The organism is Nonomuraea sp. NPDC049269, assembly GCF_043197155.1.
Classification (GTDB): domain Bacteria; phylum Actinomycetota; class Actinomycetes; order Streptosporangiales; family Streptosporangiaceae; genus Nonomuraea.
In genome coordinates this window covers 558175-580056 of record NZ_JBICSO010000007.1, presented here as the reverse complement: position 1 = coordinate 580056, position 21882 = coordinate 558175, and the positions used below count along the sequence as shown (strand labels likewise).

Sequence of the window (21882 nt, the reverse complement as noted above, 5' to 3'; positions counted from 1 at the left end):
GGGGTGGTCACGTGGTCGAGAAGGTGAACCAGTTGACGTTGACGAAATCAGCCGGTTGGCCGCTGCTGAACGTCAGGTAGACCGTGTGCGTTCCGGTCACCCCGGAGATGTTCGCGGGAACCGTCCGCCAGCTCTGCCAGCCTCCCGTGTTGGCCAGCGCGAAGTCGCCGATCGGCGTCGCCGTGGGACTGTCGAGCCGCACCTGGACCAGCCCGCTCACACCACCCGCCGCCCCCGACGCCACCCTGGCCTTGAACTGCCTGGCGGCCTCGGAGCCGAAGTTCACCCCGTCGAAGCGGAGCCAGTCGCCGTTGGCGATGGCGCCGACGTTCTGCCCGCCGCCCGTGTCCGTGGTGGTCTCGACGATGGTGCCCGACTGGGCCTGGTAGCTCTCGGCCTGAATGGTCGAGCGGGCGTCGACCCCACCAGGCGGGGTGGGCGTGACGGTCGGCGTCGGTCCCGTGCTGCCGCTCTGCCATACCGCCACGTAGTCGACGACCATCGGCCGCCCCGGCACGGTGGCCGCGGTCGGCGTCGCGCTGCCGGCCAGCGCGTCCGGGAACGCCCCGCCCATGGCCACGTTGAGCAGCAGGAAGTAGCCGGCGTGCCCGGTCATGTTGGCCCAGGTCCCGGCGTCGAGCTGGCTCTGGCTCACGCTGTGGAACTGCTGGCCGTCCACGTACCAGCGCAACTGGTTGGGACTCACGCTGCGGTCCCATTCGAAGCGGTACGTGTGGAAGGCTTCCTGGCACGTCGAGCCGGGGCAGGCGCCGCTGGCGCCCAGGCCGGTGGTCTCGTTGCACGGGCCGCCGGGGTTCACGCCGCAGTGGAGTACGCCCCAGACGGAGTTGATGCCGTTGACGTTCTCCATGATGTCGAACTCGCCGATGCCCGGCCAGTTCCAGTAGTTGCCCCGGTACGGCGAGCCGAGCGCCCAGAACGCCGGCCAGTAGCCGAGGGCGGGCTGACCCGTCACGTTCGGCATCTGGATGCGGCCCTCGATGCGCAGCACCCGCCCGTCGGCCGGCTTGAAGTCGGCCCGTGTGGTCTCGACGCGCGCCGACGTCCATTCTCCGGAGCTGCTGCGCTGCGGCGTGATCCGCAGGTTCCCGGCGCCGTCGAGACCGAGGTTCGAGGACGCGGCCGTGTAGTTCTGGATCTCACCGGTGCCCCAGTTGCCCGGGCCGCCCGGGTAGCCGTGCCCGGTGTCCACGATCCAGTTCGCCGACGAGGGCGGCGCGCCCGAGGTGCCGTTGAAGTCGTCCGACCAGACCAGTGACCAGCCGGAAGGGGTTGGGGGCACGGCCGCGGAAGCGCTCACGGCCACGTGCACGAGGAGGGCGGCGAGCACCGCCAGCGCCACGGCCACCGCCGCCAAGCGCCTGCGACTCGGGTTTTGTGGTGCCATTCCTTGCTCCTGGGGGGATGCGGAGGCTGTTGCAGAGAGCGCTCTCTCACGAGACGTAAACACAGGTGTAATGCCGTGTCAACAAACGGCACCACAGGCTTGACGGCTTGGCGAAAAGGCCCATGCCCGCCTGGAGAGAGCGCTCTCGGGCTCCGGTGTCTTGTGGCGCTGCGCGGTCGCGTACTACAGCAGGTCGACCGGGCTCGCCCCCGCCGCCTCGAACGTCTCCTTCCAGAAGTCCTCCAGCAGCGGGAACCGGTCGGGGCTCGCCGTCTTCTCCCGCAGGAACCCGTGCACGACCACCCCGTAGCCGGCCAGGTCCGGCATCAGCTGCGACGCCCGCAACTGCTTGGCCTTCTGCGCGCGGGCGGCCTCGCTCAGGTCCAGCTTGTTGATGTTCAGCTCGCCCCGGTTGTTGATGAGATCGCTGAACACGATGATCTGATGCGCCTTGTCCGGCTGCCGCTGGGCGCTCATCTGCTTGACCAGGTACCGGAACGCACCCAGCACGTCCGACCCCTCGCCCTCGGTCGGGCAGTCGAACAGCGCGACCGCCCGGGGGAGCACCTCGGTGATGCGATGGGTCCGGATGCGGTCCTCGACGACGGGGTTCGCGTTGGGGTTCTCGGCCTTGGTGGCCGCGATGGACACCGGGTCCTGGCGGCACGTACTGCTCTCGGAGCTCCCGGTCACGGCGGCGAACGCGATCCAGTCGCAGCCCTGGGCGAAGGGGGGCAGCTTGGAGGTGACGTCACTGCGGGAGGTCGCCGGGTCGGCATAGCTCGTGGAGTCGACGACCACCCCGCACACGGCCTTCGCCTCGGTCCCGCACCCACTGACCCCCGCGCCCACCAGCACCACGACCCCCACGGCCGCCACCCCGCGCCGCACCCTGCGCCTCCTTGGCCTGGCGACCGGACGCGCGGGCGTCCGCGTCAGAGCCTCCCCCCGAGACCCGGCCTCGCCGCCACCTCCGTCCGTCATCGCCTTCCTCCAGCCCCGGTGTCATCACGCTCGGGCCCGGCCTCGCGGTTGGGCCCGGCCTCGCGGTTGGGTCCGGCCATCCGGTTGGGTCGAGCCCCACGGTCGGGTCCGGCCATCTGGTCCGGTCCAGCCTCGCGATCACGGCCGATCCCGTGATCGTCGGTGGCCTCCCAATCAGGCCCGGCTTCGGCAACAAGGCCCGGACCAGGGGCGGGAGCCGTGTTGGTGCGCGGGGTGGGAGCGGGGCGGTGGCCTGGATCCGGTGCGGTGTCGGAGGACAGGTCTGAGCCCCGGCCTGGGGCGGGACCGGCGTCGAAGCCCAGGTAGGCGTCCGCATCGGAGTCCGGGTCGGCACCCGAGCCCGAGCCCGAGCCCGAGCCCGAGCCCGAGCCGGGGCCGGAGCTGGAGCCCGAGCCCGAGCCCGAGCCGGGGCCGGTGTCGGCATCTGGATTGAGGCCGGCATCCGATTCAAGGTCGGCGTCGGACTCTAAGTCGGTGTCGAAAACGAGGTCGGCCTCTGGGGCCGCGTCCCAGGGGAGTGCGCGCCGTGCCTCGCCGGGCAGTGCCCGAGGTGCGACGACCTCGGCGTGCCACACTTCGATCCGCGCCTCGACCTCCTCCATGATCCGCCCGATCTCCTCCCGCCCGGAGACCGCGGTCGCGCTGTCCCCCGAGGAGTCCATCGCGATGACCTCGCCCTTCCACAGCGACGGGATCTCCTCCTTGCGCGGATGAGCCCGCATCACCCCACCCCGATAAGCCGCGATGAGCTGCTCGGCTTTGGCATGTACGGTCTCCACCGCATGGTTGCGTTCGATCAGCGCGCTCTCCCACTCCTGCGTGAGTCGCTCGATCTGCGCCCTGGCCCGATGAACCGTGTCACCGGCCTCCTGCACCACGGCCTTACGCCGCGCCTCGGCCCGCCGCCGCCTGGCCTCCGCGATGGAGATGAAGGCATCCTCGCCGCCGGCCGAAGCGGCAGCGCCAGGATCATCCGCCGGACCGGCACCCTTGGCGCCGGGCGTGTGACCGGGCGTGTGACCGTTGGCGCGCTCGGCGACCGGCCGCAGATCGGCCCGCCCGAGCTCGCGCAGGATCGTCTCCCGAGCCCCCACCGCCCGCTCAAGCAGCACGGTCCTGGTGGCCGCCAGCCGCCGATCAACCTCGGTGATGCTCTCACGCGCCCGAGCCCGTACCTCGGTCACATACGAAGGCTGGAACTCCGGATCCGTGAATTCCCCAAGCGGATGCTCCCGGGCATCCCGCATCCCCTGCCGACGCGCTTCCTCCCGCTCGGCCGGCGGATCGCCCGCCCCCCACTTGAACAGCCGCGACAAGAACGCCATCCGCGTCTCCCGGCACAGAACCGCTATCCGACTAGAGTGCCCTGACCCCCCACCCTAATCGCTCTGTCCCCACCCAAAGCGGCTCCAGCCACGCCAACCCCCCACCCAACCAGCCAAGGCGACGTCCGACCAACAAGCACGCCGTATCGGCGGCCGACCCTGTACCGGTCAGAGGCCGTCTTCCTGGAGGCCCCCCGCCATGGTCGGCGGGTGGCGGGTTCCCCATGCGTGCCGTACAGGAAGAAAAGCCCTAAGGCCTCGCTGGTGCATCGGTGGCCCGCCGTCACGCCGAGGCAAGCCGTCACTCTGAGGCCCGCCGTCACGCCGATGGCTCGCTGGCGCATCGGTGGCCCGCCGCCAACGTCGCCGAATCGATGGCTTGCTGCTCGTGATCTGTCATCGGGGCGATGGGCCCAGTTCTGGGTACTCGCTTGACTCCGTATCGCTTTTCGATACCATCGACAAACGATAATATCGATGAACGATGCGGAGCAGTGCTATGCCTCTCAACAGATCCACCCCACTGAAATGGACGGCGATCACCGTCCGCGTCCTCCTGGTCCTGTTCGCGGGAATGATGATCTACACGGTCGGGGGCGCTGCCTTGACCGGCGGAGAGAACTCCTTCGGTTCCCGCGGCGCCCAGAGCTTGGTGTGCGTGTCGGCGCCGGGCATACCCGCCGTAAAGGGCAACTTTCTAGAGGATCCCCAACGCCGGAAGGCCGCGGTCACGAGCACCGTCCATGACGACCCGTACCCCGTGAAGAAGGGGGTCGAGTTCCAGAACCCGCCGCCTCAGATCTGCCAGGACGACTCCAGCCTCGGCACCCAGCTGCTGTATCAGAGCTCGCGCTTCGCCACCCCCCTCATGCTGCTCATCGCGCTCTTCCTGCTCGAGCGGCTGATCAGAGACGCGCGACGGGAGAACGGTTTCGATGAGGGGATCGTCCGCAGACTGGTGTTCCTCGGTGCGTTCCTCGGTGTGAGTACGCTCGCGGCATCGCTCTACACGACCATCGTTGAGACCAGCCTGGCCGTGTCGATGGTGGACAGCTCCGTCAAAAGCGTGTGGGACATGGCCCTGTTCGGCTGGGTGTTCCCGTGGGCGTACCTGGTTGCCGGGCTCGGGCTCGTGGTGATGTCGAAGGTCGTCCGCGCCGGTGCGCACATGCGCGAGGAACTCGAAGGAACAGTCTGATGCCGCCCGCCGAAAACCCCGAGCACGCCGTCGAGGTGCATCTGGACCAGTTGCTCGAAGCGCGCGGCATGACGCTCGTCGAGCTGGCCGACAGGGTGGGGATCACCAACGTGAACCTGTCGATCCTCAAGAACAACCGCGCCAAGGCGATCCGGTTCTCCACGCTGAGCAAGATCTGCGAGGTCCTCGACTGCCAGCCCGGCGACCTGTTGTCCTTCAGGCCGCGCTCCTAGCGCGATGACGGATGAGCTGTTGCTCCCGTCAGGGGCCAGGAGCAACAGCTTGCGATGCGATGGACCAAGAAACGAAAAACCACCCCCGGACGGCAGTTGAGCCGTCACGGGGGTGGTGCGACAAGCAAAGGAAGTCAGCCCTTTTCGGCTTCTCCGGTGGCCTGCTCCAGAGCGTCTTCGGGAGACGCCTCCAGGTCCTGTTCGGCGTCGGCGCCCGCCTGGGCGGAGGCCTTGTCGAGGCGGACCCAGCTGGTCACGCTCTCCACCGCGAACAGCACGAACAGGTAGGCCGTCAGCACCGCCAGCACCGGCGTCAGCCAGCCCAGCGCGGCGCCCACGCCGATGATCAGCAGCCGCAGCTCCCAGCCGAGCCCCGCGTGGAAGACCCAGGCGGGCGGCCAGATGCTCTGCCGCGTCCGGTAGACGGTGTCGTACGTGTGATAACCCACCACGTACACGAGCACGAACAGCAGCCACTTCGGCACGTCGGCCGCCAGCCCCACCGCGATGATCGTGAGGAACTCGGCGCCGCGCAGCAGTGGCGGGGTGAGCCAGTCGAGGCGGCCCAGGTGGTCGCGGGGCGCGGTCGGCAGCACCAGCAGGAGCACGAGCAGCGGCGGCACGAGCAGGATCGGGCCACCAGACTTCAGCACCCCGGAGACCGTGACGGCCACGACCGCCAGCAGGGCGATGAGCGTGGCCGGCACCGGTGGGATGCCCTTGCCGATGCGGCCGGCCAGCGCGTGGACGAGGGGGCCGTCGTCGCGGTAGGCGAGTAGGCGGGCGGTCTGGATGCGGCGGCGTTCCTCGTCGGGATCCGGCGTGGGAGTGCCTGCGGCCAGTGGTGCGGTGATCATGCGAGCGACCTCATGAGGCGTCCGGTGAGGGTGTAGGCGGCGGCGACGGAGCCCCAGATCACCAGCGTGAGGAAGGTGATGCGGGCGTCGAAGAGGGCGGCGGTGATCGCGATGGCCGCGAACCGCTCGCCGATGGGGAAGACGATCATCTTACGCGCCCAGTGCACCGCTTTGAACCGCCCGGCGCGGCTCCACATCTTGAGTACGCCGCGGATGCCCTGGCTGCGCTCCACCTTACGACGCTCCAGCGCCTTGCGCAGGGCGCGGTCGTCAGGGGCGTTCAGGGGAAGCGTGGGCAGCTGGGCAGGCGGCTTGCGGCGGTTGGAGATGCCGAAGGAGAAGTCGAGCAGGTGGCGGGTGGACTGCAGGCCGAGCGCCGCCAGTGCGAGGATCCAGATGTCGTCGCTGTTGCCCGACACGACCCAGCCGACGGCGAGGCCGGCGAAGACGACGTACTCCTTGAACCGGTCGAAGGTGGCGTCAAGCCACGCGCCGAGCACGCCGAACTTACGGGCGTAGCGGGCGACCTGGCCGTCGACGCAGTCGAAGACGAAGGCGAAGTAGATCAGCACCCCGCCCGCCACCATCCACGGCCGATCGCCGGTGGCGAAGCAGGCCGCGGCCAGCACGCCGAGCGCGATCGAGATGAGCGTGACCTGGTTGGGCGTCAGGCCCCGCCGGGCGGCCCAGCGGGCGATGAAGCGGGAGTAGGTGGAGACGAAGTAGGTGGTGAAGAAACCGTCCGCGCCCTTGACCGCGTTGTCGAGCCGGGCCCGGTCCTCGTCGATGCCGGACATCTCGATGCCGGCCTCGTTGGTCTCCTCCTGGGTGGTGACCCGGCGGTAGAACAGGTCGCGGCGGCCGCGGATGCCGACCGACATGCCGTTGCGGACCAGGCCGAAGATGATCAGCTGGATCAGGTCGTCGTCGGCGCCGAACGCGTCGGCCATGTCGGCGAGCTCACGGCAGGTCTCGGCCAGCAGGGGAGCGTTCCTGGCGCTCACGTGCAGGGGGCCGAGCAGTGCCGTGTTGGGTCTGGTCACCGCGTGGTTGGCGGTGCCGACGGAGATGACGCGGGACTTCCCGGCGCGCGCGCGGACGGGCAGCCCTTCGAGGGTGTTGAGCCCGATCTCCGGCTCCGCCTCGTCGATCGGGACGAGTTCCTCCTGCGCCTGATCGATGGTGTCCGGACGCGGCTCCTTGGCGACGAGGGCCAGCGCACCGCGCTTGGCCTTGGTGATCTGGTAGATCAGCTCGTCGTGGACGATCGAGTTGTCCGGGATCAGGAACAGGTTCTCCGTTGCGGACTCGGCGACATCGGCCAGCGCGCGCAGAGCGCCGGCCAGGTCGCCGGGCTCGATCATGGCCGGCTGCGGATCCAGGGAGAGGATCTGGCTGCGCAGCCGTTCGGCCACGGTGGGATTGCCAGGCAGCGCGGCCAGCCTCAGGCCGGTCGGAGCGGTGTCAGGGCCGGGCGAAGAGCCCAGCAGGACCACGCGGGTCATGACTCCCTTTCGAGGCGGTTGCGGGGGGTTGAACAACGGGTAGAGCGGGGACGGACGTCAAAGTCTAGTGAGGGTTCCGCAAAGTCGCTCCATCCGAGGTGCGCAAAGCCCGCTCCACCCGAGCATGACCTTGGTGCGCCATAGGATGGGTGTGTGAGTCTCTATCGTGACGAGGGCGTCGTTCTGCGTACGCAGAAGCTCGGCGAGGCCGACCGCATCGTCACCATCCTGGCCAAGCGCACCGGCAAGGTCCGGGCGGTCGCGAAGGGCGTGCGCCGCACCACTTCGCGCTTCGGGGCAAGGCTGGAGCCGTTCACCCACGTCGACCTGCAACTTCACACCGGCCGCACACTCGACGTCGTCACGCAGGCGGAGACCATCAGACCCTACGGCGAGGCCCTGGCGATCGACTACCCGCGCTACACCGCGGGCACGGCGATGCTGGAGACCGCCGACCGGCTGACGCACGGCGAGAAGGAGCCGGCGCTGCGGCAGTTCCTGCTGCTGGTGGGCGGGCTGCGCACACTGGCCGACGGCGAGCACGAGGCCAGGCTGGTGCTCGACGCCTACTTCCTGCGCTCGCTGGCGGTCGCCGGCTACGCCCCCGCGCTGGACGCGTGCGCCAGGTGCCAGGCCCCGGCGATCAGGGCGTTCGCCATCGTGGCCGGTGGCGTGGTGTGCGGGGCGTGCAAGCCGTCCGGATCGGTGGTGCCCGCGGGGGAGACGATCGGGCTCATGACCGCGCTGCTGCGCGGCGACTGGGCGGCGGCCGACGCGTCGCAGGCGCGGCATCGCGGCGAGTGCAGCGGCCTGGTCGCCGCATATCTGCAATGGCATCTCGAACACGGAATACGCTCTCTCCGACACGTAGAGAGGGAGCCTGTGTGAACGTTCGACCGCCGACCCCGCATCCGTCCGGCGCGGTTCCGCCGCCGATCCCGCGTGACCTGGTGCCCAGGCATGTGGCCATCGTCATGGACGGCAACGGCCGCTGGGCCAAGTCGCGGGGGCTGCCCCGTACCGAGGGGCACAAGGCGGGCGAGGCGTCGTTGTTCGACGTCATCGAGGGCGCGCTGGAGCTGGGCGTTCCCTACCTGTCCGCGTACGCCTTCTCCACGGAGAACTGGAAGCGCTCGCCCGACGAGGTCCGCTTCCTCATGGGCTTCAACCGCGATGTCATCCGCCGCCGTCGCGACGAGTTGCATGCGATGGGCGTACGGGTGCGCTGGGCGGGCAAGCCGGGCCGGCTCTGGAAGAGCGTGATCTCCGAGCTGCAGAGCGCCGAGGAGCTGACCGAGCGCAACCGCAAGCTGACGTTGCAGTTCTGCGTCAACTACGGCGGCCAGGCGGAGATCGTCGAGGCCGCGCTGCGGCTGGCGGACGACATCGCATCGGGCCGGGTCAAGCCGTCGAAGGTCAACGAGAAGGTGTTCGCCCGCTATCTCGACGAGCCGGAGATCCCGGAGGTCGACCTGTTCGTGCGGTCGTCGGGGGAGCAGCGCTTCTCCAACTTCCTGCTGTGGCAGTCGGCGTACGCCGAGATGGTGTTCCTCGACCGGCTCTGGCCGGACTTCGATCGCCGCGACCTCTGGGAGGCGTGCGAGATCTACGCCAAGCGCGACAGGCGCTACGGCGGGGCGCTGCCGAACCAGGTCTAGAGCACCTCCGACCATGAGTCGTCGAGATTACATTTCATGACTTGTCATGTCTTGTTGTGGTCAGACCCTTGCAAAGCTGACACGTTCTCTTCAGTCTTCTGCCCATAGGCGTAAAGATCAGCTCTACTCCCATGGCGTGAAGGAGAGCGTGTGCCGTCCACCCCCCATTGGCGTGCGATTTTGATCGCGGTCGCCGCCGTTGTCACCCTCATCCTCCCTCAGGGCGTGGCCCAAGCCGCGCCCGACCCGGGCAAGATCAACAAATCCGTCCAGGCCGACCTGGCCGCGGACGGAAAGGCCACCTTCTGGGTACGCATGAAGGGCACCGCCGACCTCAGCGGTGCCCGCCGGGCCGCGACCAAGGACGACAAGGCCGAGCAGGTCTTCGAGGCCAAGACCGCCAAGGCCGACACCTCGCAGGCGGCCCTGCGTAAGCTCCTGGAGTCCCACCAGGCCGACTACACCCCGTACTGGATCGTCAACGCCGTCAGAGTGACCGCCGACGCCAAGCTGGCGGCCGAGATCGCCACCCTGGCGGACGTGGACCGCATCGACCCGGTGCGTACCGTGTCGCTGCCGAAGCCGGACCCCGGTAAGGCCGAGGCGAAGGTCAACGCCGTCGAGTGGAACATCGACCGCGTCAACGCCCCGCGCGTCTGGAACGAGTTAGCCGACCGCGGCGAAGGCATCGTGGTCGGCACCATCGACAGCGGTGCCCAGTTCGACCACCCCGAGTTGGCCGCGGCCTACCGTGGCAGGAGCCCGGACGGCTCCGTCGACCACAACTACAACTGGTTCGACCCCGCGCACATCTGCCCGAGCGCGGCGCCCTGTGACAACCTCGGGCACGGCACGCACGTCATGGGCACCATGGTCGGCGCCAGCGGCATCGGGGTCGCGCCGGGTGCCAAGTGGATCGCCGCCAAGGGCTGCGAGGTCAACACCTGCACCGACGCCTCGCTGCTCGCCGCCGGCCAGTGGATGCTCGCCCCGACCGACCTGAACGGCGCCAACCCGCGCCCCGACCTGGCCCCCGACATCGTCAACAACTCCTGGGGCGGCGTCGGCTTCGACCCCTGGTACAAGGAGACCGTCGAGGCGTGGATCGCCGCCGGCATCTTCCCGGCCTTCGCCAACGGCAACGAGGGGCCCGCCTGCCGTACCAGCGGGTCGCCCGGCCAGTACGCGATCAGCTACAGCGCGGGCGGCTTCGACATCAACAACGTCCTGTACGCCCGCTCCAGCAAGGGCGAGGGCGAGAACGGTGAGATCAAGCCGAACCTCGCCGCCCCCGCCGTGAACGTCCGTTCGTCGGTGCCCGGCAACGGCTACGACAGCTACACGGGCACCTCGATGGCCTCGCCGCACCTGGCGGCCACGGTGGCGCTGATCTGGTCGGCCTCGCCGGGGCTGCAGGGTGACGTGGCCGCCACCCGGCCGCTGCTCGACAGCACCGCGATCGACGTCAACGACACCAGTTGCGGCGGCACCGCCGCCGACAACAACGTCTGGGGCGAGGGCCGCCTGGACGCCTTCGCCGCGGTGCAGGCCGCGCCGCGCGGGGGTCTCGGCGAGCTCAAGGGTACGGTCACCGCCGGCGGCAGCCCGGTGTCCGGTGCCACGGTCACCTTGTCCGGGCCGCTGAGCCGTACGGTGGTCACCGGGACGGACGGGACGTACGCCATCCCGCGCCTGCTGCCGGGCGACTACCAGATCGGCGCGGAGAAGTTCGGCTACGACAAGGGCACCGCGACGGCGACGATCACGGCCGACCAGAGCACCACGGCCGACGTGGCGATGACCCTGCGGGCCGCGGGCGTGGTGACCGGCACGGTCACCACGGCGGGCACGCCGGAGCCGGGCGCCAAGATCGAGGCCGTCGGCACGCCCGTCAGCGCGGTCACCGACGCCGCGGGCCGCTACCGGTTCTCACTGCCGAACGGCACCTACGACCTCAAGCTCACCCCAGTCTCCCGCTGCTCCAGCGGCGCCACGGCGTCCGTCACGGTGGCCGGGGACGTGACCAAGGACATCGAGCTGCCGTTGCGTGGCGACAACTTCGGCTACACCTGCCGGAGCGCCGCCGAGCCGTACGTCGCGGGCACCAACAAGCTCGCGCTCACGGGCGACGACGAGGCGCAGCAGGTGACGCTGCCGTTCCCGGTCCCGTTCTACGGCGCGGGGCAGAGCAGCGCGTGGATCAGCACCAACGGGTTCGCCAGCTTCGCCACCGACAAGATCGTCACCGGCAGCAACGGCCGGCTGCCCAGCGCGGGCACGCCGAACAACGCCGTCTACCCGTACTGGGACGACCTGGTGGTGGACGCCGACAGCGGTATCTACACCGGTGTCACGGGTACGGCGCCGCACCGCCAGTTCGTGGTCGAGTGGCGCAACGTGAAGTTCTACTCGGCCACCGACCAGCGCGTCTCGTTCGCGGCTCTGCTGGGCGAGGACGGGACGATGAGCTACCGCTACAAGGACATCGAGAGCGAGCGCGACAAGGGCACCAGCGCGACGGTCGGCGTCGAGAACGCGACGGGCACCGACGCGTTCCAGTACTCCTTCGAGGAGGTCGCGCTGGCCAACGGGCAGAGCCTGACGTTCATCGCGAGCAGGCACGGCCTGGTGACGGGCACCGTCACCGACGCCAACGACGGCAAGCCGCTGGCGGGCGCGACGGTGAAGGTGGGCGACGTGGCCACCTACACCACCGGCGAGGACGGCACGTTCTACGGGCAGGTCCTGGCCGGCGACTACGAGGTGCAGGTGTCGAAGGAGCATTACGGCACGTTCACGAAGGCCGTGACGATCGCCCCGACCACGGTCACCAGGATCGACACCGCGTTGATCACCGGCCGGGTCAGCCCCTCGGTGAGCGAGCTGACCGTGGTGCTGCCCACGAACGCCACCAGGACCCGCACGATGCAGCTGACCAACCTCGGCTCACCCACGGCGTACACCGTCACCACCGATCCGGCGCAGGGCTGGATCGGTGTCACGCCGACGGCGGGCGACCTCACCAAGGGGCAGGCGGTGACCCTGAAGGTCACCGTGTCCAGCGCCGGCGTCCAGCCGGGCGCGCTCCGCTCGGGCAAGCTGATCGTGAAGTCGGCCAGCGGGCGGCAGCCGGTCATCGAGATCGCGGTGACGGTCGTGGTGCCCAAGCTTCAGGTGGCCGTGGAGGCCGGCGGCACCAAGGCCGTGACCGACACCGCCGGTGACGCCTGGACGCCCGACAAGAAGTACACCGCGGGCGGCTACGGATACATCGCCACCTCGACCAGTACGAGCACCTCGTCCAAGACCATCAAGGGCACCGACGACCAGTCGCTGTTCAAGACGGCACGCGAAGGGATGCTGGAGTACCGCTTCGACAACGTGCCGGCCGGGACGTACACCGTCGAGCTGGACTTCGCCGACGTGAAGTCGACGCAGATCGGCCGCCGGGTCTTCGACGTGCTCGTCGAGGGGCAGCTCGCGATCCCGGCGCTCGACCTGGCGCTGGAGGCGGGCACGTACACGGCCGTCAGCAGGCAGTACACGGTGAAGGTCACCGACGGCCAGCTCAACGTCCGCTTCGCGACGCGGGAGGGCAAGACGATCGTCAACGCCATCCGCATCTCGGAGCGGCCCGACAAGGTCTCGTGAAATGACCCGGGCCCGCCTCTAGGGCGGGCCCGGGAGCTCTTTTTACCGTATGTCTCGTACGGTGCGGCGGAAGGGCCCTGCGACGCGCTGAGCGGTGTACGTGGCGATGAGGCGGGGCGGCATGCCGTCGGCGGCCTCGGCCGAGTCGAAGACGGCCTGGGCGCCCGCCGTCGCCTTGATCCCGAACGAGTAGGTCCCGTTGCCGGTGAAGGCGTCGGAGACGTCGAGCTCGACGTCCCTCCCGTCGGTCAGCCCCTTGGCCGTGTCGAGCGCGGTGCCGAGCGATGGCCGGTTCTTCCAGGTGACGCCGTCCGCCCAGGTGGCTGCGACCTTGCTCACGGAGATCGAGCTGTCCGTGGTCCGCGCGGCCCGCAGCCTCAGCCTCATGGTGACCCCGGTCGCGCCCGCGGGCACCCCCACCACCGTGAACCGCACCAGCGACTGCCGCTCCGACCCGGCCGTGGCGTCACATGTGCGCGGGCAGGCCGCCAGCCAGGTGTAGGCGGCGTGCGGCGTGTCCGGGTTGGCCTCGCTGAGGTAGGTGTCCTGGTCGACGGTCACCGAGACGCTCGCTGTCTCTGGGAGAGCTGTCTCTGGGAGGGTCGTGCGGGCGGCCACCGGGGTGGCACCGCCGACCCCCGCTCCGGCGAGCATCGCCATGCCTGCCAGCGGCGCCCAGAGGCGGTGGGGCATGCCACCTCCACAGCCGCCGTTCATCGATCAAGAGTGACGTATATCCGGCCGCCTGTCCGCATTTTCGACAAGTCACTCGTCATCGGATGATCGTGGTCCAGTCGCGGCGGTCCTCGTTCACGACCGCGAGCTGCCGCTGGTGGACGTCGGCAGTCTGCCCGTCGGAGAAGTGCAGATACGTGTGGAAGGTGAAGGCCCAGGTGTCATCACCTTCCGGGTCGATCCGGACATTGATCGTCCCGCCCCACAGCCGTGCCAGGTCCCCGGGCGGGCTGGTGACGTTCAGCGGGATGAGAGCCGACCAGGCGTCCTCGGCCCATCGGCCGAGGACGCCGGTCAGGAGGGCGATGGTCTGCCCCCTACGGTCGCGGACGGTCACCGTGACGACGGTGTCGCCGTCCTTGGCCTCGTCGATGGTGTGGAAGCGGATCTCACCCGACTGGAGCAGCGCGGTGCCGGCGGGGGCGACGGGGACGGGGCTCGGACAGGCGAACATCAGAGCGGCTGCCAGCTTCATGATGGGGAACGCCACGGGGCCCTCCTCGTACGTGCGTGCTGGCAGTAATTCTCCTGTCACGAACAGCGATCGTCTATAGCCGAACGTGCCGGTAACCGTCGGTGGCCGTGATGAGCTCGTGCAGTGTGCCGGGCTCGGCGCCCGCGTGGCCGGCGTCCTCGACGATCCGCAGCTCCGCCTCCGGCCAGGCCGCGTGCAGGTCCCACGCCGCGTCCGGCGGTGTCTTCATGTCGTAGCGGCCGTTCACGATCACGCACGGGATGTGCCGGATCGCGGCCACGTCGAGCAGCTCACCCTCCTTCAGGAAACAGCCCTGGCTGAAGTAGTGCGCCTCGATGCGCGAGAAGCTCACCAGCTCCCGGTCGTCGAGGGGCGGTGGTGGGGCGGGGAGCAGCGTGTTCGCCGACAGCTCCCAGGCCGCCCACGCCCGCGCGGCCGGGACGTGCACCTCCGGGTCCGGGTCGAACAACCTGCGATGGTAGGCGGCGACCAGGTCGTCCCGCTCCGCCTCCGGGGCGAAGCCACGAAAGGCCGCCCACTCCCGCGGGAACAGCCGGGCCGCCCCGGTGCCGGTGAACGCCCACGCGTTGTCGGCCTCGGTCGCCAAGTAGACGCCCCGCAGCACCAGCTCGCTCACCCGCTCCGGGTGCCGCCGCGCGTAGGCCAGCGCCAGCGTCGACCCCCACGAGCCGCCGAACACCTGCCAGCGCTCGATGCCGAGCCGCTGCCTGAGCAGCTCGATGTCCGCCACGAGGTGCCAGGTGGTATTGGCCTTCAGCGAGACCCCGGGATCTGCCGCATGTGGCCGGCTGCGCCCGCAGTTGCGCTGGTCGAACAGGACGATCTTGTACGCCTCGGGGTCGAAGAACCGCCGTTGCGCCGGCAGCACCCCGCCGCCGGGGCCGCCGTGGAGAAAGACGACAGGTTTGCCGTCGGGGTTGCCGCTGACCTCCCAGTAGATCTCGTTCCCGTCGCCCACCTCGAGCATCCCGGTCTCGTACGGCTCAATCGGCGGATAAAACGTCTTTTGTCCCATAGCTATCAGACATACTCGCCACCGCCGCCCGGCGCGCACCCTGCGGTTGGACGGCTTGGGCGCGGACCATCCGGGCGTACAGGCCGTGCCGGTTGCTCAGCAGTTCGGGATGGGCGCCCCATTCGACGATGCGGCCCCCGTCCAGTACGACGACGGTGTCGAAGGTGTCCAGGCCGCCGAACCGGTGGGTGATCATCACCGTCGTCATTCCCCTGCGCCGTCGCAGCACCGCGTGGATGACCTCGCGTTCGGTCAGCGGGTCGAGCGCGGAGGTCGCCTCGTCCAGGACCAGGACGGGCGCGTCGCTCAGGAGCGCGCGGGCCAGGGCGATGCGCTGGCGTTCACCACCGGAGAACAGCGCACCCCGCTCACCGACCACGGAGTCGTAGCCGTCGGGCAGAGCCATGATCCGGTCGTGCATCCTGGTCGTCACGCAGGCCGCGACCAGGTCGTCCAGGCCGGCGTCGGGCGCGGCGTAGCGGAGGTTCTCGGCGATGGAGCCCTGGAAGAGCAGGGCCTCCTGCGGAGCCAGGCAGACGCGGCCGTCGATCCGCACCGTCCCCTCCGCCGGCTCGTACAGCCCGGCGAGCAGGTAGCCGAGAGTCGTCTTGCCCGATCCGTTCGGGCCGACGATCAGTGTCGCGGAGGCGGCGGGCAGGTCGAGGGTCACCTCGCGGAGCGCCCAGCGGGCCTCGCCGTCCGGTCCCGCGTAGGCGTAGGAGGCCCGCGCGACGCGCACTTCACCCGCTCCATCGCCGCGCACGGCGGGCGGCGGTCCCGGTGGCAGGTCCAGGTACTCGAAGACCCGCTCGAAGGCCGCCTGGGCGGTACGGAACTCGGTGGAGATGTGCAGGATCTGCCAGAGCGGCTGGTAGAGCCGCGACTGCAGCACCACGAACGCGATGAGCGTGCCGGGCGTGATCCCGTCCATGAGCCCGGCCGCGACGAACACGATGTAAGGCGTCAGGACGAAGAAGATGTGCCCCGCGCTCAGCACCGACTGAGCGGCCAGGCCGGCGCGGACCCCCAGCCGGGCCAGCCGCTCGCTCTCCGCACCGAACACCGCGGCCTCATGGCTGTCGCGTCCGTGCACCCGGGCGAGGGTGATGCCGCCCAGCGAGAGGCGTTCGGCGGCGATGGAGGCGATCTCCGCGCGGGCGCGCTGGCCGGCGGCAGACAGGATCTTGAGCGCGCGTCCCGAGCGGGCGGAGACCCACAGGATGGCCGGCGCCAGGCACAGGGTGACGCTCGCGAGCGGCCAGGACAGCGAGAACATCGCCCCCAGGGCGAACAGGAACGCGAGGAGGCTGCCGAGCAGGCTGGGCAGCGTGTCCTTGATCGCGTCCTCGATCTGGTTCGTGTCGTTGGCCAGCCGCGACTGGATCTCGCCGCTCCTGGCGGCGGCGAAAAAGCCGAGCGGCATCCGCTGCAGGTGGCCGAACAGCCGCGTACGCAGAGAGTGGATGACCCGCTGGGCCATGCGGCCCGCGATCCACGTCTGGGCCAGATCGACGCCCGCCGCCCCTGCCGCCGTGACGGCCGCCAGACCGGCGATCAGCGCCAGCAGGTCGGGCCGCGGGCCGTCCTTGCCGAACAGGGCGCGGTCGAAGACGACCTGGGTCAGCAGCGGGATGGCGGCGTTCAGCGCGGAGAAGATCGCGACCAGCAGCACGACGAGCAGGACGGCGCGGCGATACGGTATGAACAGCCGGATGATCCTGCGGGTCGTCACGTCTGCCGCCCTTTCGGAGGCTCTCGGAGCTCTGAAACGGCGTGCGGCCCATGGCTTGCCGCACGCCGTTCCGTCATCAGTTGGTGTCGGTGCAACCCGGGTGCTTGATGCAGTTGCTCAGCAGCGCCGACTCCGTGGTGCTCGGCTCACGCTCCTGCAGGTTCTGCAGGTCCTGAACGTCGAAAGACATTTTTCTCCCCCCTCTCTGATTTCCGTTCCTCCTGGCGTCGCCGTGCTCGGGGCACGGCGAGATCATGGGGAGCGCCCGATGACGTCGTCGAGCATCCACAGGCGCGGATGACCGTGACGCAGGCGCAGCAGGAAGGCGAGGACGCCCGCGGTGCCGCCGAGGTAGGTCGGCACGGTCCGGCCCAGGCGATCGGGTACGTGCAGCCGGCCCGCGTGCCTGACGGCCCGCGCGCACAGGCACCCGGCCAGGTCCTCCGCCCATCGGTGGTAGCGCTCGTCCCTGGTGAACCGGGCCATGTCGAGGAGGAAGTCGCCCTCGCCGGGCAGGCCGTGGCAGAGCACCGAGCCCGACTGCCACCGGGTCCGGTGTACGGCGATCGCCGCCTTTTCGGCGAGTTCCAGCGCGGCCGGATCGTTTGTCACGTTCCAATAGCGGATCAAGAAGGAGCCGACGCCCGACGAACCGCTGCACCAGTGGGGGCGGCGGGGCCGTACGGACTCGCGCTCGTCGCGCCTGAACGGCCACCAGGCCGTGTCCCCTTCGACGTCGGCGTGCTCGTAGAAGGTGTGGGCCACCTCGCGTACGGTCTCCATCCAGTCCGCCCTGCCGAGGGCGACGCCTCCATAGAGCAACGCGGTGCCGACTCCGGCCAGGCCGTGGGCGAAGCCGAAGTGGTTGGTGCCGGCGAGGCTGGAGTCGAAGGCCGCCTGTGTCGGCCATTGGGGGCGCCCCTCGTACGAGGTCCGCGCGTCGTGCAGGTTCTGGAGCAGCTCCGTGGCCCGCTCGCGCAGCCCGGGGTCATCCGCGCGGATGGCCAGGCGCAGGGTGGCCATCGCGCATCCGGCCAGGCCGTGGGTGACGTCGGGGCTGGGGTGGTCGGTCGGCAGCCGGTGCGCGGCCCGTACCGCGAAGTCTCTCGACTCGTCGTCCGGAGCAGCCTCGTACAACGCCCAGAGGGCGCCGGATCGCCCGGCGTACAGGCCGGGAGGCCAGACATCCTCCTCGGCGAGGCGCTGGTGGAGCCAGCGCGAGACCGCACCGGCCTGTTCGGGCGGCAGGACCGTGAGGATGCCCGCCGCGCCGGCGCTCACCGAGCAGGGATCGGCTTCGAGCCCATAGGTGATGTTGGGCCACGGTGACGGGCTGTCGGGGCGATCGTCCATGGTCTCGGCCAGCCAGGCGAGCCCGTCGGAGATGAGGTCGTCCGCGCTCACCCGAGGCTGCGGCGCTCGTCGCCCGCCCGGCTGGCCGAGCTCGGGTTGTGCGAGCTCGGGTTGGGCGAGCTCGGCTAGAAAGCGGGTGCACGCGTCGAGCGTCCAGCGGTCGTCCGGCTCGGCGAGCAGGCCCGCCACCATCGGCCGCAGCGCCGCCAGGGTGGGGTTGCTCTCGGCGACCCTGGCCAGGTGGTCGGTGGCGCGCGTGCCCCACGCCGGGCCCGCCGCCTCGTCCTCCGCGAGGCCGAGATCGGCGCCGACCGCGAGGAAGTACGCCAGCGCTCCGAGGCTGTAGAGATCCGCCGTCGCCGGGGGAGCCTGGCGGAAGGCGCCGGTGTGCGGGGCCAGCTCCGGAGCCAGATAGCCGGGGGTGCCACCGACCATGACGGTGGTGCCCTGCTTGGCCGCGTACTCGAGGTCGACGAGCCGGACCCGGCCGTCGGGCAGGATCATGACGTTGCCGGGCGACAGATCGCGGAAGACGTAGCCGAGGCGATGCACCTCCCGCAGCAGGGCGACCAGGTGCGAGACGACCGGTACGACCTCCTCGACCGCGCACCCGAAGCCGTCCGGGCCGAGAGGCGTCGCGCGCGCCTCCGACCAGCGATGCGCGGTGCGGCCCGGGACCAGCTCCTCCGCGAGGAACGCGTGGCCGCCCTGCTCGAAGTAGTCGACGACGGCGGGCACGCCATCGGTGGCGGCGAGGTCGTCAAGAGCGGCGCGTTCCGCGGCCAGCCGTTCTCTGGCGTCCCGGCCGCCGAGGTCGGAGGAGGCGTGCGGGCGACCCTCCTTGACGATGACCTCGCGTCCGGTCTTCGTGTCTTCGGCGAGGTACACGCCGCCCCTGTTGGCGTGCCTGATCGCCTCCCGCACCACGAACCGGTCGTTGAGCATGACCGCCGACGCCTTCGGCGGGCGGGCGAGCGGCTGAAAGGGGGAGTCGGCGAAGCTCGGCGGGGTGAAGGCGGCCGTCCGCTGGTCACGGACCAGCTCTCCGCCCGGAGCGCGCAGCCGTACCTCGTAGAACCCGTCGTTGCCCAGCGTCCGGTGCCCGGAGAAGGCACCGTAGCGGTAGTGGACGATGCCGCCCGCGCGGAAGGGCCGGTCGGAGAGGATCACCGGCCCCGGCAGCCCCCTGGTCGCCTCGTCGAGGAGGGCCGCCAGCCGTACCGACTCGGCGTCGTCGGCCGGGTAGGCGGTGACGAACTTGCCCGCCTGCGCCCGCGCGCAGTGCGGCGAGAGCAGTTCCCAGTAGGTGCCGAGCTCGGCGGGGAACTTGAAGGCGCACCCCGCCTCGATGAGCACACGGGCGACCTGGGCGAGTACGAGAGGGGCCGACAGCATCGTCGCGGAGACATGCAGCTTCCATCCCTGATCAGGCATCGGATAGCCGTCAGGAGTGACCCGGCACCAGAAATCGGACGCCTCGACCGACCAGCCCGCCTCGCCGGACCGCGCCAGCTCGGCGGTCACGAGGTCGCGCAGGATGGTCGCGTCTGCCCCCACGGCACTGCCTCCCGATTTCGGCGCCGCCTCGTGGAGGCGCTCGATACGAAGGTCGCCGACGGGTCTTGCAATTCGCTGACAGTCGAATCAACGATTCTTGTCGCAGGACCGATCGAGGAACGCGGCGGTCGTCGCTACGAACCGGTCGGCATCGTCGGTCCAGGGGAAGTGGCCTGCCGCTGGCTGGACGACGAACTCGGCGTTCGGGAACAACTCGGCGAATGCGGCCACGGCGCTCGGAATCGAGTTCAGGTCGACCTCTCCGGCGAGCAGCAGCACCGGCGCGCTGAACGCGGCGAGGGCCGCGCGGGTGGCATCCGGGTCGTACGCGCCCTCAGCGCCGAAGGCGGCCGCGGCCTCGTCGTTGCGATGGCCGTTCTGGGCGGCATGGTGAGCTTGCGCCGCAGCGTCCCAGCGGCCGTAGAAGAAGGGGTCGATGGCCTGCCAGCTGTCATCGGTGGCTTTGCCGGCCACGATGGCCTCAAGAGCCGCGAAGGCCGCCGGGAACCAGGGCTCGTCCTTACGCAGCCGCGCGATCTCGATCCGGGACTCCCCGCTGGGCGCGATGCCGACGGCGAAGGTGCTCGGCGTGATCAGGGCGAGCTTGCCGACGCGGTCCGGGTGCCGGGCCGCGTACAGCGCCGCGAGGTTCGCGCCGGCGCAGTGCGCGAGCAGATCGAAGCTGTCAAGGCCGAGGTGCTCGCGCAGTGCCTCGACATCATCGACCAGCCGGTCGCAGCGGTAGGAGGCGGGGTCCTGCGGTGTCGCGGACCGGCCGGTGCCCCGGAGGTCCATCATGATCAACTGCCGGTGCGCCGACAGGCCGCCGAGTTCGCCGAGGTAGTCGGTGTCCTGCATCGGGCCGCCCGGCAGGCAGATCACCGGGCTGCCTTCTCCGAACACGTGGTAGGCGAGGTCGGTCCCATCATGTGCGGAGAAGGTAGGCATGGCGGCGATCCTGTCAGCGGCGTCGCGACCAGGGCAATCGGATTTCCCGCCGGTCAGCGTCCCGGGTCGAAGCGGCCGTCGATGACGGTCCAGCCCGCGTCGACGACGAGGTTGGTCCCGGTGATGTACGAGGCCGCGTCACTGGCGAGGAAGGCCCACCACGGCGTACGGCAGGTAGGCCAGGATCACGTTCTTGCGGGAGTCCTGGCCCGCGCGCTCCAGCAGGGCCGCTTCCTCCTCGACGCTGCCGGTGCCCGAGCCGCCCGCCACCACGGGCACGGCTGCCACGGTCAGCGGCTCCCGGGGACGCCACACCCGCAGGAACGCCACCAGGAAGATCGCGCAGGAGAGCGCGGCGCCGATGTCGGCGAGTTCGACCGAGATGTAGTTGGAAAAGATGAACTGCCCGGCGCCGAAGGCCAGTCCCGCGACGACCGCGGCGGGCCAGACGGCCCGCACGCCCCGGCGGCCGTCCACCAGGAAGACCAGCACCAAGGGGACGATCGTCGCGACGACCGAGGTCTGCCGACCGGCGATCGCGCCCAGCGCCTCGAAGTCCAGCCCGGTCACCTTGGACAGGGTGGTGATCGGCACGGACAGCGCGCCGAACGCGACCGGGGCGGTGTTGGCCACCAGGGAGGCCACCGCGGCCCGGAAGGGCGGCAGCCCCAGCGCGATCAGCATGACCGCGCTGATCGCGACCGGCGTGCCGGCGCCGGCCAGTGCCTCCAGCAGCGCGCCGAACGCGAAGGCGATGATGATGACCTGGATCCGCTGATCGTCGCTGACGCCGGCGAACGATCTGCGGAGTACGCCGAAGTGCCCGGTGGACTCCGTCAGTTTGAAGATCCATAGTGCGTTGACGAGGATCCAGATGACGGTGAGGAAGCTCGACGCCGCGCCATAACCGCCGGCGCTCAAGGTCTGGACGATCGGCATGCCGTAGACGGCGACCGCGATCAGGGCGGCCACCGCCAGCGCCGACAGACCCGCCCATTGGGCCTTCCATCGGAAGACGCCGAGCAGGACGAACAGGACGAGCAACGGGATCGCGGCGACGAGGGCGGACAGCCCGAGCTGTCCGAGGACTGGGTCGAAGATCTGCTGGTACATGAGCAACCCCTCAGCGGGATCGGAATGGCCCTGGACATGAGGTCACCGGGGCCGGAGGGATGGGGTGATGCGGCGATCCCCCGATGCCGCGTG

Annotated in this window: 18 protein-coding genes; 5 read left to right on the top strand and 13 right to left on the bottom strand. The window is 70.0% G+C overall.

Annotated features, from left to right (window positions below; all coding sequences use genetic code 11):
• Window positions 1–7: 7 nt before the first annotated feature.
• The 3 genes from ACGFNP_RS38250 to ACGFNP_RS38240 form a co-directional block, all read right to left on the bottom strand.
• A complete protein-coding gene (locus ACGFNP_RS38250; RefSeq protein WP_393327171.1) occupies window positions 8–1408 on the bottom strand; it encodes a glycoside hydrolase family 16 protein in 1401 nt (466 codons plus the stop codon).
• A 183-nt stretch (window positions 1409–1591) separates the two neighbouring features.
• On the bottom strand, window positions 1592–2299 hold the full coding sequence (locus tag ACGFNP_RS38245) for a hypothetical protein (protein WP_393327168.1): 708 nt from the start codon (window positions 2297–2299) through the stop codon (window positions 1592–1594).
• Window positions 2300–2388: 89 nt separating this feature from the next.
• A complete protein-coding gene (locus ACGFNP_RS38240) occupies window positions 2389–3738 on the bottom strand; it encodes a hypothetical protein (protein WP_393327164.1) in 1350 nt (449 codons plus the stop codon).
• A gap of 499 nt (window positions 3739–4237) precedes the next feature.
• On the opposite strand from ACGFNP_RS38240, the gene ACGFNP_RS38235 reads away from it, so the two are divergent.
• Both ACGFNP_RS38235 and ACGFNP_RS38230 read left to right on the top strand, forming a co-directional pair.
• Window positions 4238–4936, top strand: coding sequence for a DUF2975 domain-containing protein (locus ACGFNP_RS38235; protein ID WP_393327162.1), 699 nt, complete (start codon window positions 4238–4240; stop codon window positions 4934–4936).
• On the top strand, window positions 4936–5169 hold the full coding sequence (locus tag ACGFNP_RS38230) for a helix-turn-helix transcriptional regulator (protein ID WP_358317579.1): 234 nt from the start codon (window positions 4936–4938) through the stop codon (window positions 5167–5169). Before ACGFNP_RS38235 ends, ACGFNP_RS38230 begins: the two co-directional genes overlap by 1 nt.
• A 134-nt stretch (window positions 5170–5303) precedes the next feature.
• Here ACGFNP_RS38230 and ACGFNP_RS38225 read toward each other — a convergent pair whose 3' ends face one another.
• Window positions 5304–6026 (bottom strand): DUF5941 domain-containing protein, encoded by a 723-nt coding sequence (locus ACGFNP_RS38225; protein WP_358317581.1) that lies wholly within the window; start codon window positions 6024–6026, stop codon window positions 5304–5306.
• Window positions 6023–7531, bottom strand: coding sequence for a CDP-alcohol phosphatidyltransferase family protein (locus tag ACGFNP_RS38220; protein WP_393327159.1), 1509 nt, complete (start codon window positions 7529–7531; stop codon window positions 6023–6025). Before ACGFNP_RS38220 ends, ACGFNP_RS38225 begins: the two co-directional genes overlap by 4 nt.
• Before the next feature lie 153 nt (window positions 7532–7684).
• On the opposite strand from ACGFNP_RS38220, the gene recO reads away from it, so the two are divergent.
• From recO to ACGFNP_RS38205, 3 genes are all read left to right on the top strand, one after another.
• Complete coding sequence (gene recO / locus ACGFNP_RS38215) at window positions 7685–8419, top strand: DNA repair protein RecO (RefSeq protein WP_358317585.1); 735 nt, start codon at window positions 7685–7687, stop codon at window positions 8417–8419.
• Window positions 8416–9189: an isoprenyl transferase gene (locus ACGFNP_RS38210; protein WP_393327155.1), complete on the top strand. Its 774-nt coding sequence runs from the start codon at window positions 8416–8418 to the stop codon at window positions 9187–9189. The genes recO and ACGFNP_RS38210 overlap by 4 nt, the downstream gene beginning before the upstream one ends.
• A 150-nt stretch (window positions 9190–9339) precedes the next feature.
• Window positions 9340–12840 carry a S8 family serine peptidase gene (locus ACGFNP_RS38205; RefSeq protein WP_393327153.1) on the top strand — a complete coding sequence of 1167 codons (3501 nt, stop codon included), beginning with the start codon at window positions 9340–9342 and terminating at the stop codon, window positions 12838–12840.
• 42 nt (window positions 12841–12882) lie between these two features.
• Here ACGFNP_RS38205 and ACGFNP_RS38200 read toward each other — a convergent pair whose 3' ends face one another.
• The 8 genes from ACGFNP_RS38200 to ACGFNP_RS38165 all read right to left on the bottom strand — a co-directional run bounded on the left by ACGFNP_RS38200 (window position 12883) and on the right by ACGFNP_RS38165 (window position 21789).
• Window positions 12883–13533: a DNRLRE domain-containing protein gene (locus ACGFNP_RS38200; RefSeq protein WP_393327150.1), complete on the bottom strand. Its 651-nt coding sequence runs from the start codon at window positions 13531–13533 to the stop codon at window positions 12883–12885.
• Between the two features lie 79 nt (window positions 13534–13612).
• On the bottom strand, window positions 13613–14065 hold the full coding sequence (locus tag ACGFNP_RS38195; RefSeq protein ID WP_358317593.1) for a hypothetical protein: 453 nt from the start codon (window positions 14063–14065) through the stop codon (window positions 13613–13615).
• A gap of 58 nt (window positions 14066–14123) precedes the next feature.
• Window positions 14124–15086, bottom strand: a complete 963-nt coding sequence (gene pip / locus ACGFNP_RS38190) for a prolyl aminopeptidase (RefSeq protein WP_393327147.1) — start codon at window positions 15084–15086, stop codon at window positions 14124–14126.
• Window positions 15055–16818 (bottom strand): ABC transporter ATP-binding protein, encoded by a 1764-nt coding sequence (locus tag ACGFNP_RS38185; protein ID WP_393327144.1) that lies wholly within the window; start codon window positions 16816–16818, stop codon window positions 15055–15057. Before ACGFNP_RS38185 ends, pip begins: the two co-directional genes overlap by 32 nt.
• A 252-nt stretch (window positions 16819–17070) precedes the next feature.
• Window positions 17071–19728: a class IV lanthionine synthetase LanL gene (lanL, locus tag ACGFNP_RS38180; protein WP_393327141.1), complete on the bottom strand. Its 2658-nt coding sequence runs from the start codon at window positions 19726–19728 to the stop codon at window positions 17071–17073.
• Window positions 19729–19815: 87 nt separating this feature from the next.
• Entirely contained in the window at window positions 19816–20676 is an 861-nt protein-coding gene (locus ACGFNP_RS38175) for an alpha/beta fold hydrolase (RefSeq protein ID WP_393327139.1), read from the bottom strand.
• 53 nt (window positions 20677–20729) lie between these two features.
• A complete protein-coding gene (locus tag ACGFNP_RS38170) occupies window positions 20730–20801 on the bottom strand; it encodes a hypothetical protein (RefSeq protein ID WP_358318327.1) in 72 nt (23 codons plus the stop codon).
• Window positions 20802–20814: 13 nt separating this feature from the next.
• Window positions 20815–21789, bottom strand: a complete 975-nt coding sequence (locus ACGFNP_RS38165) for an L-lactate permease (RefSeq protein ID WP_393327136.1) — start codon at window positions 21787–21789, stop codon at window positions 20815–20817.
• Window positions 21790–21882: the final 93 nt, after the last annotated feature.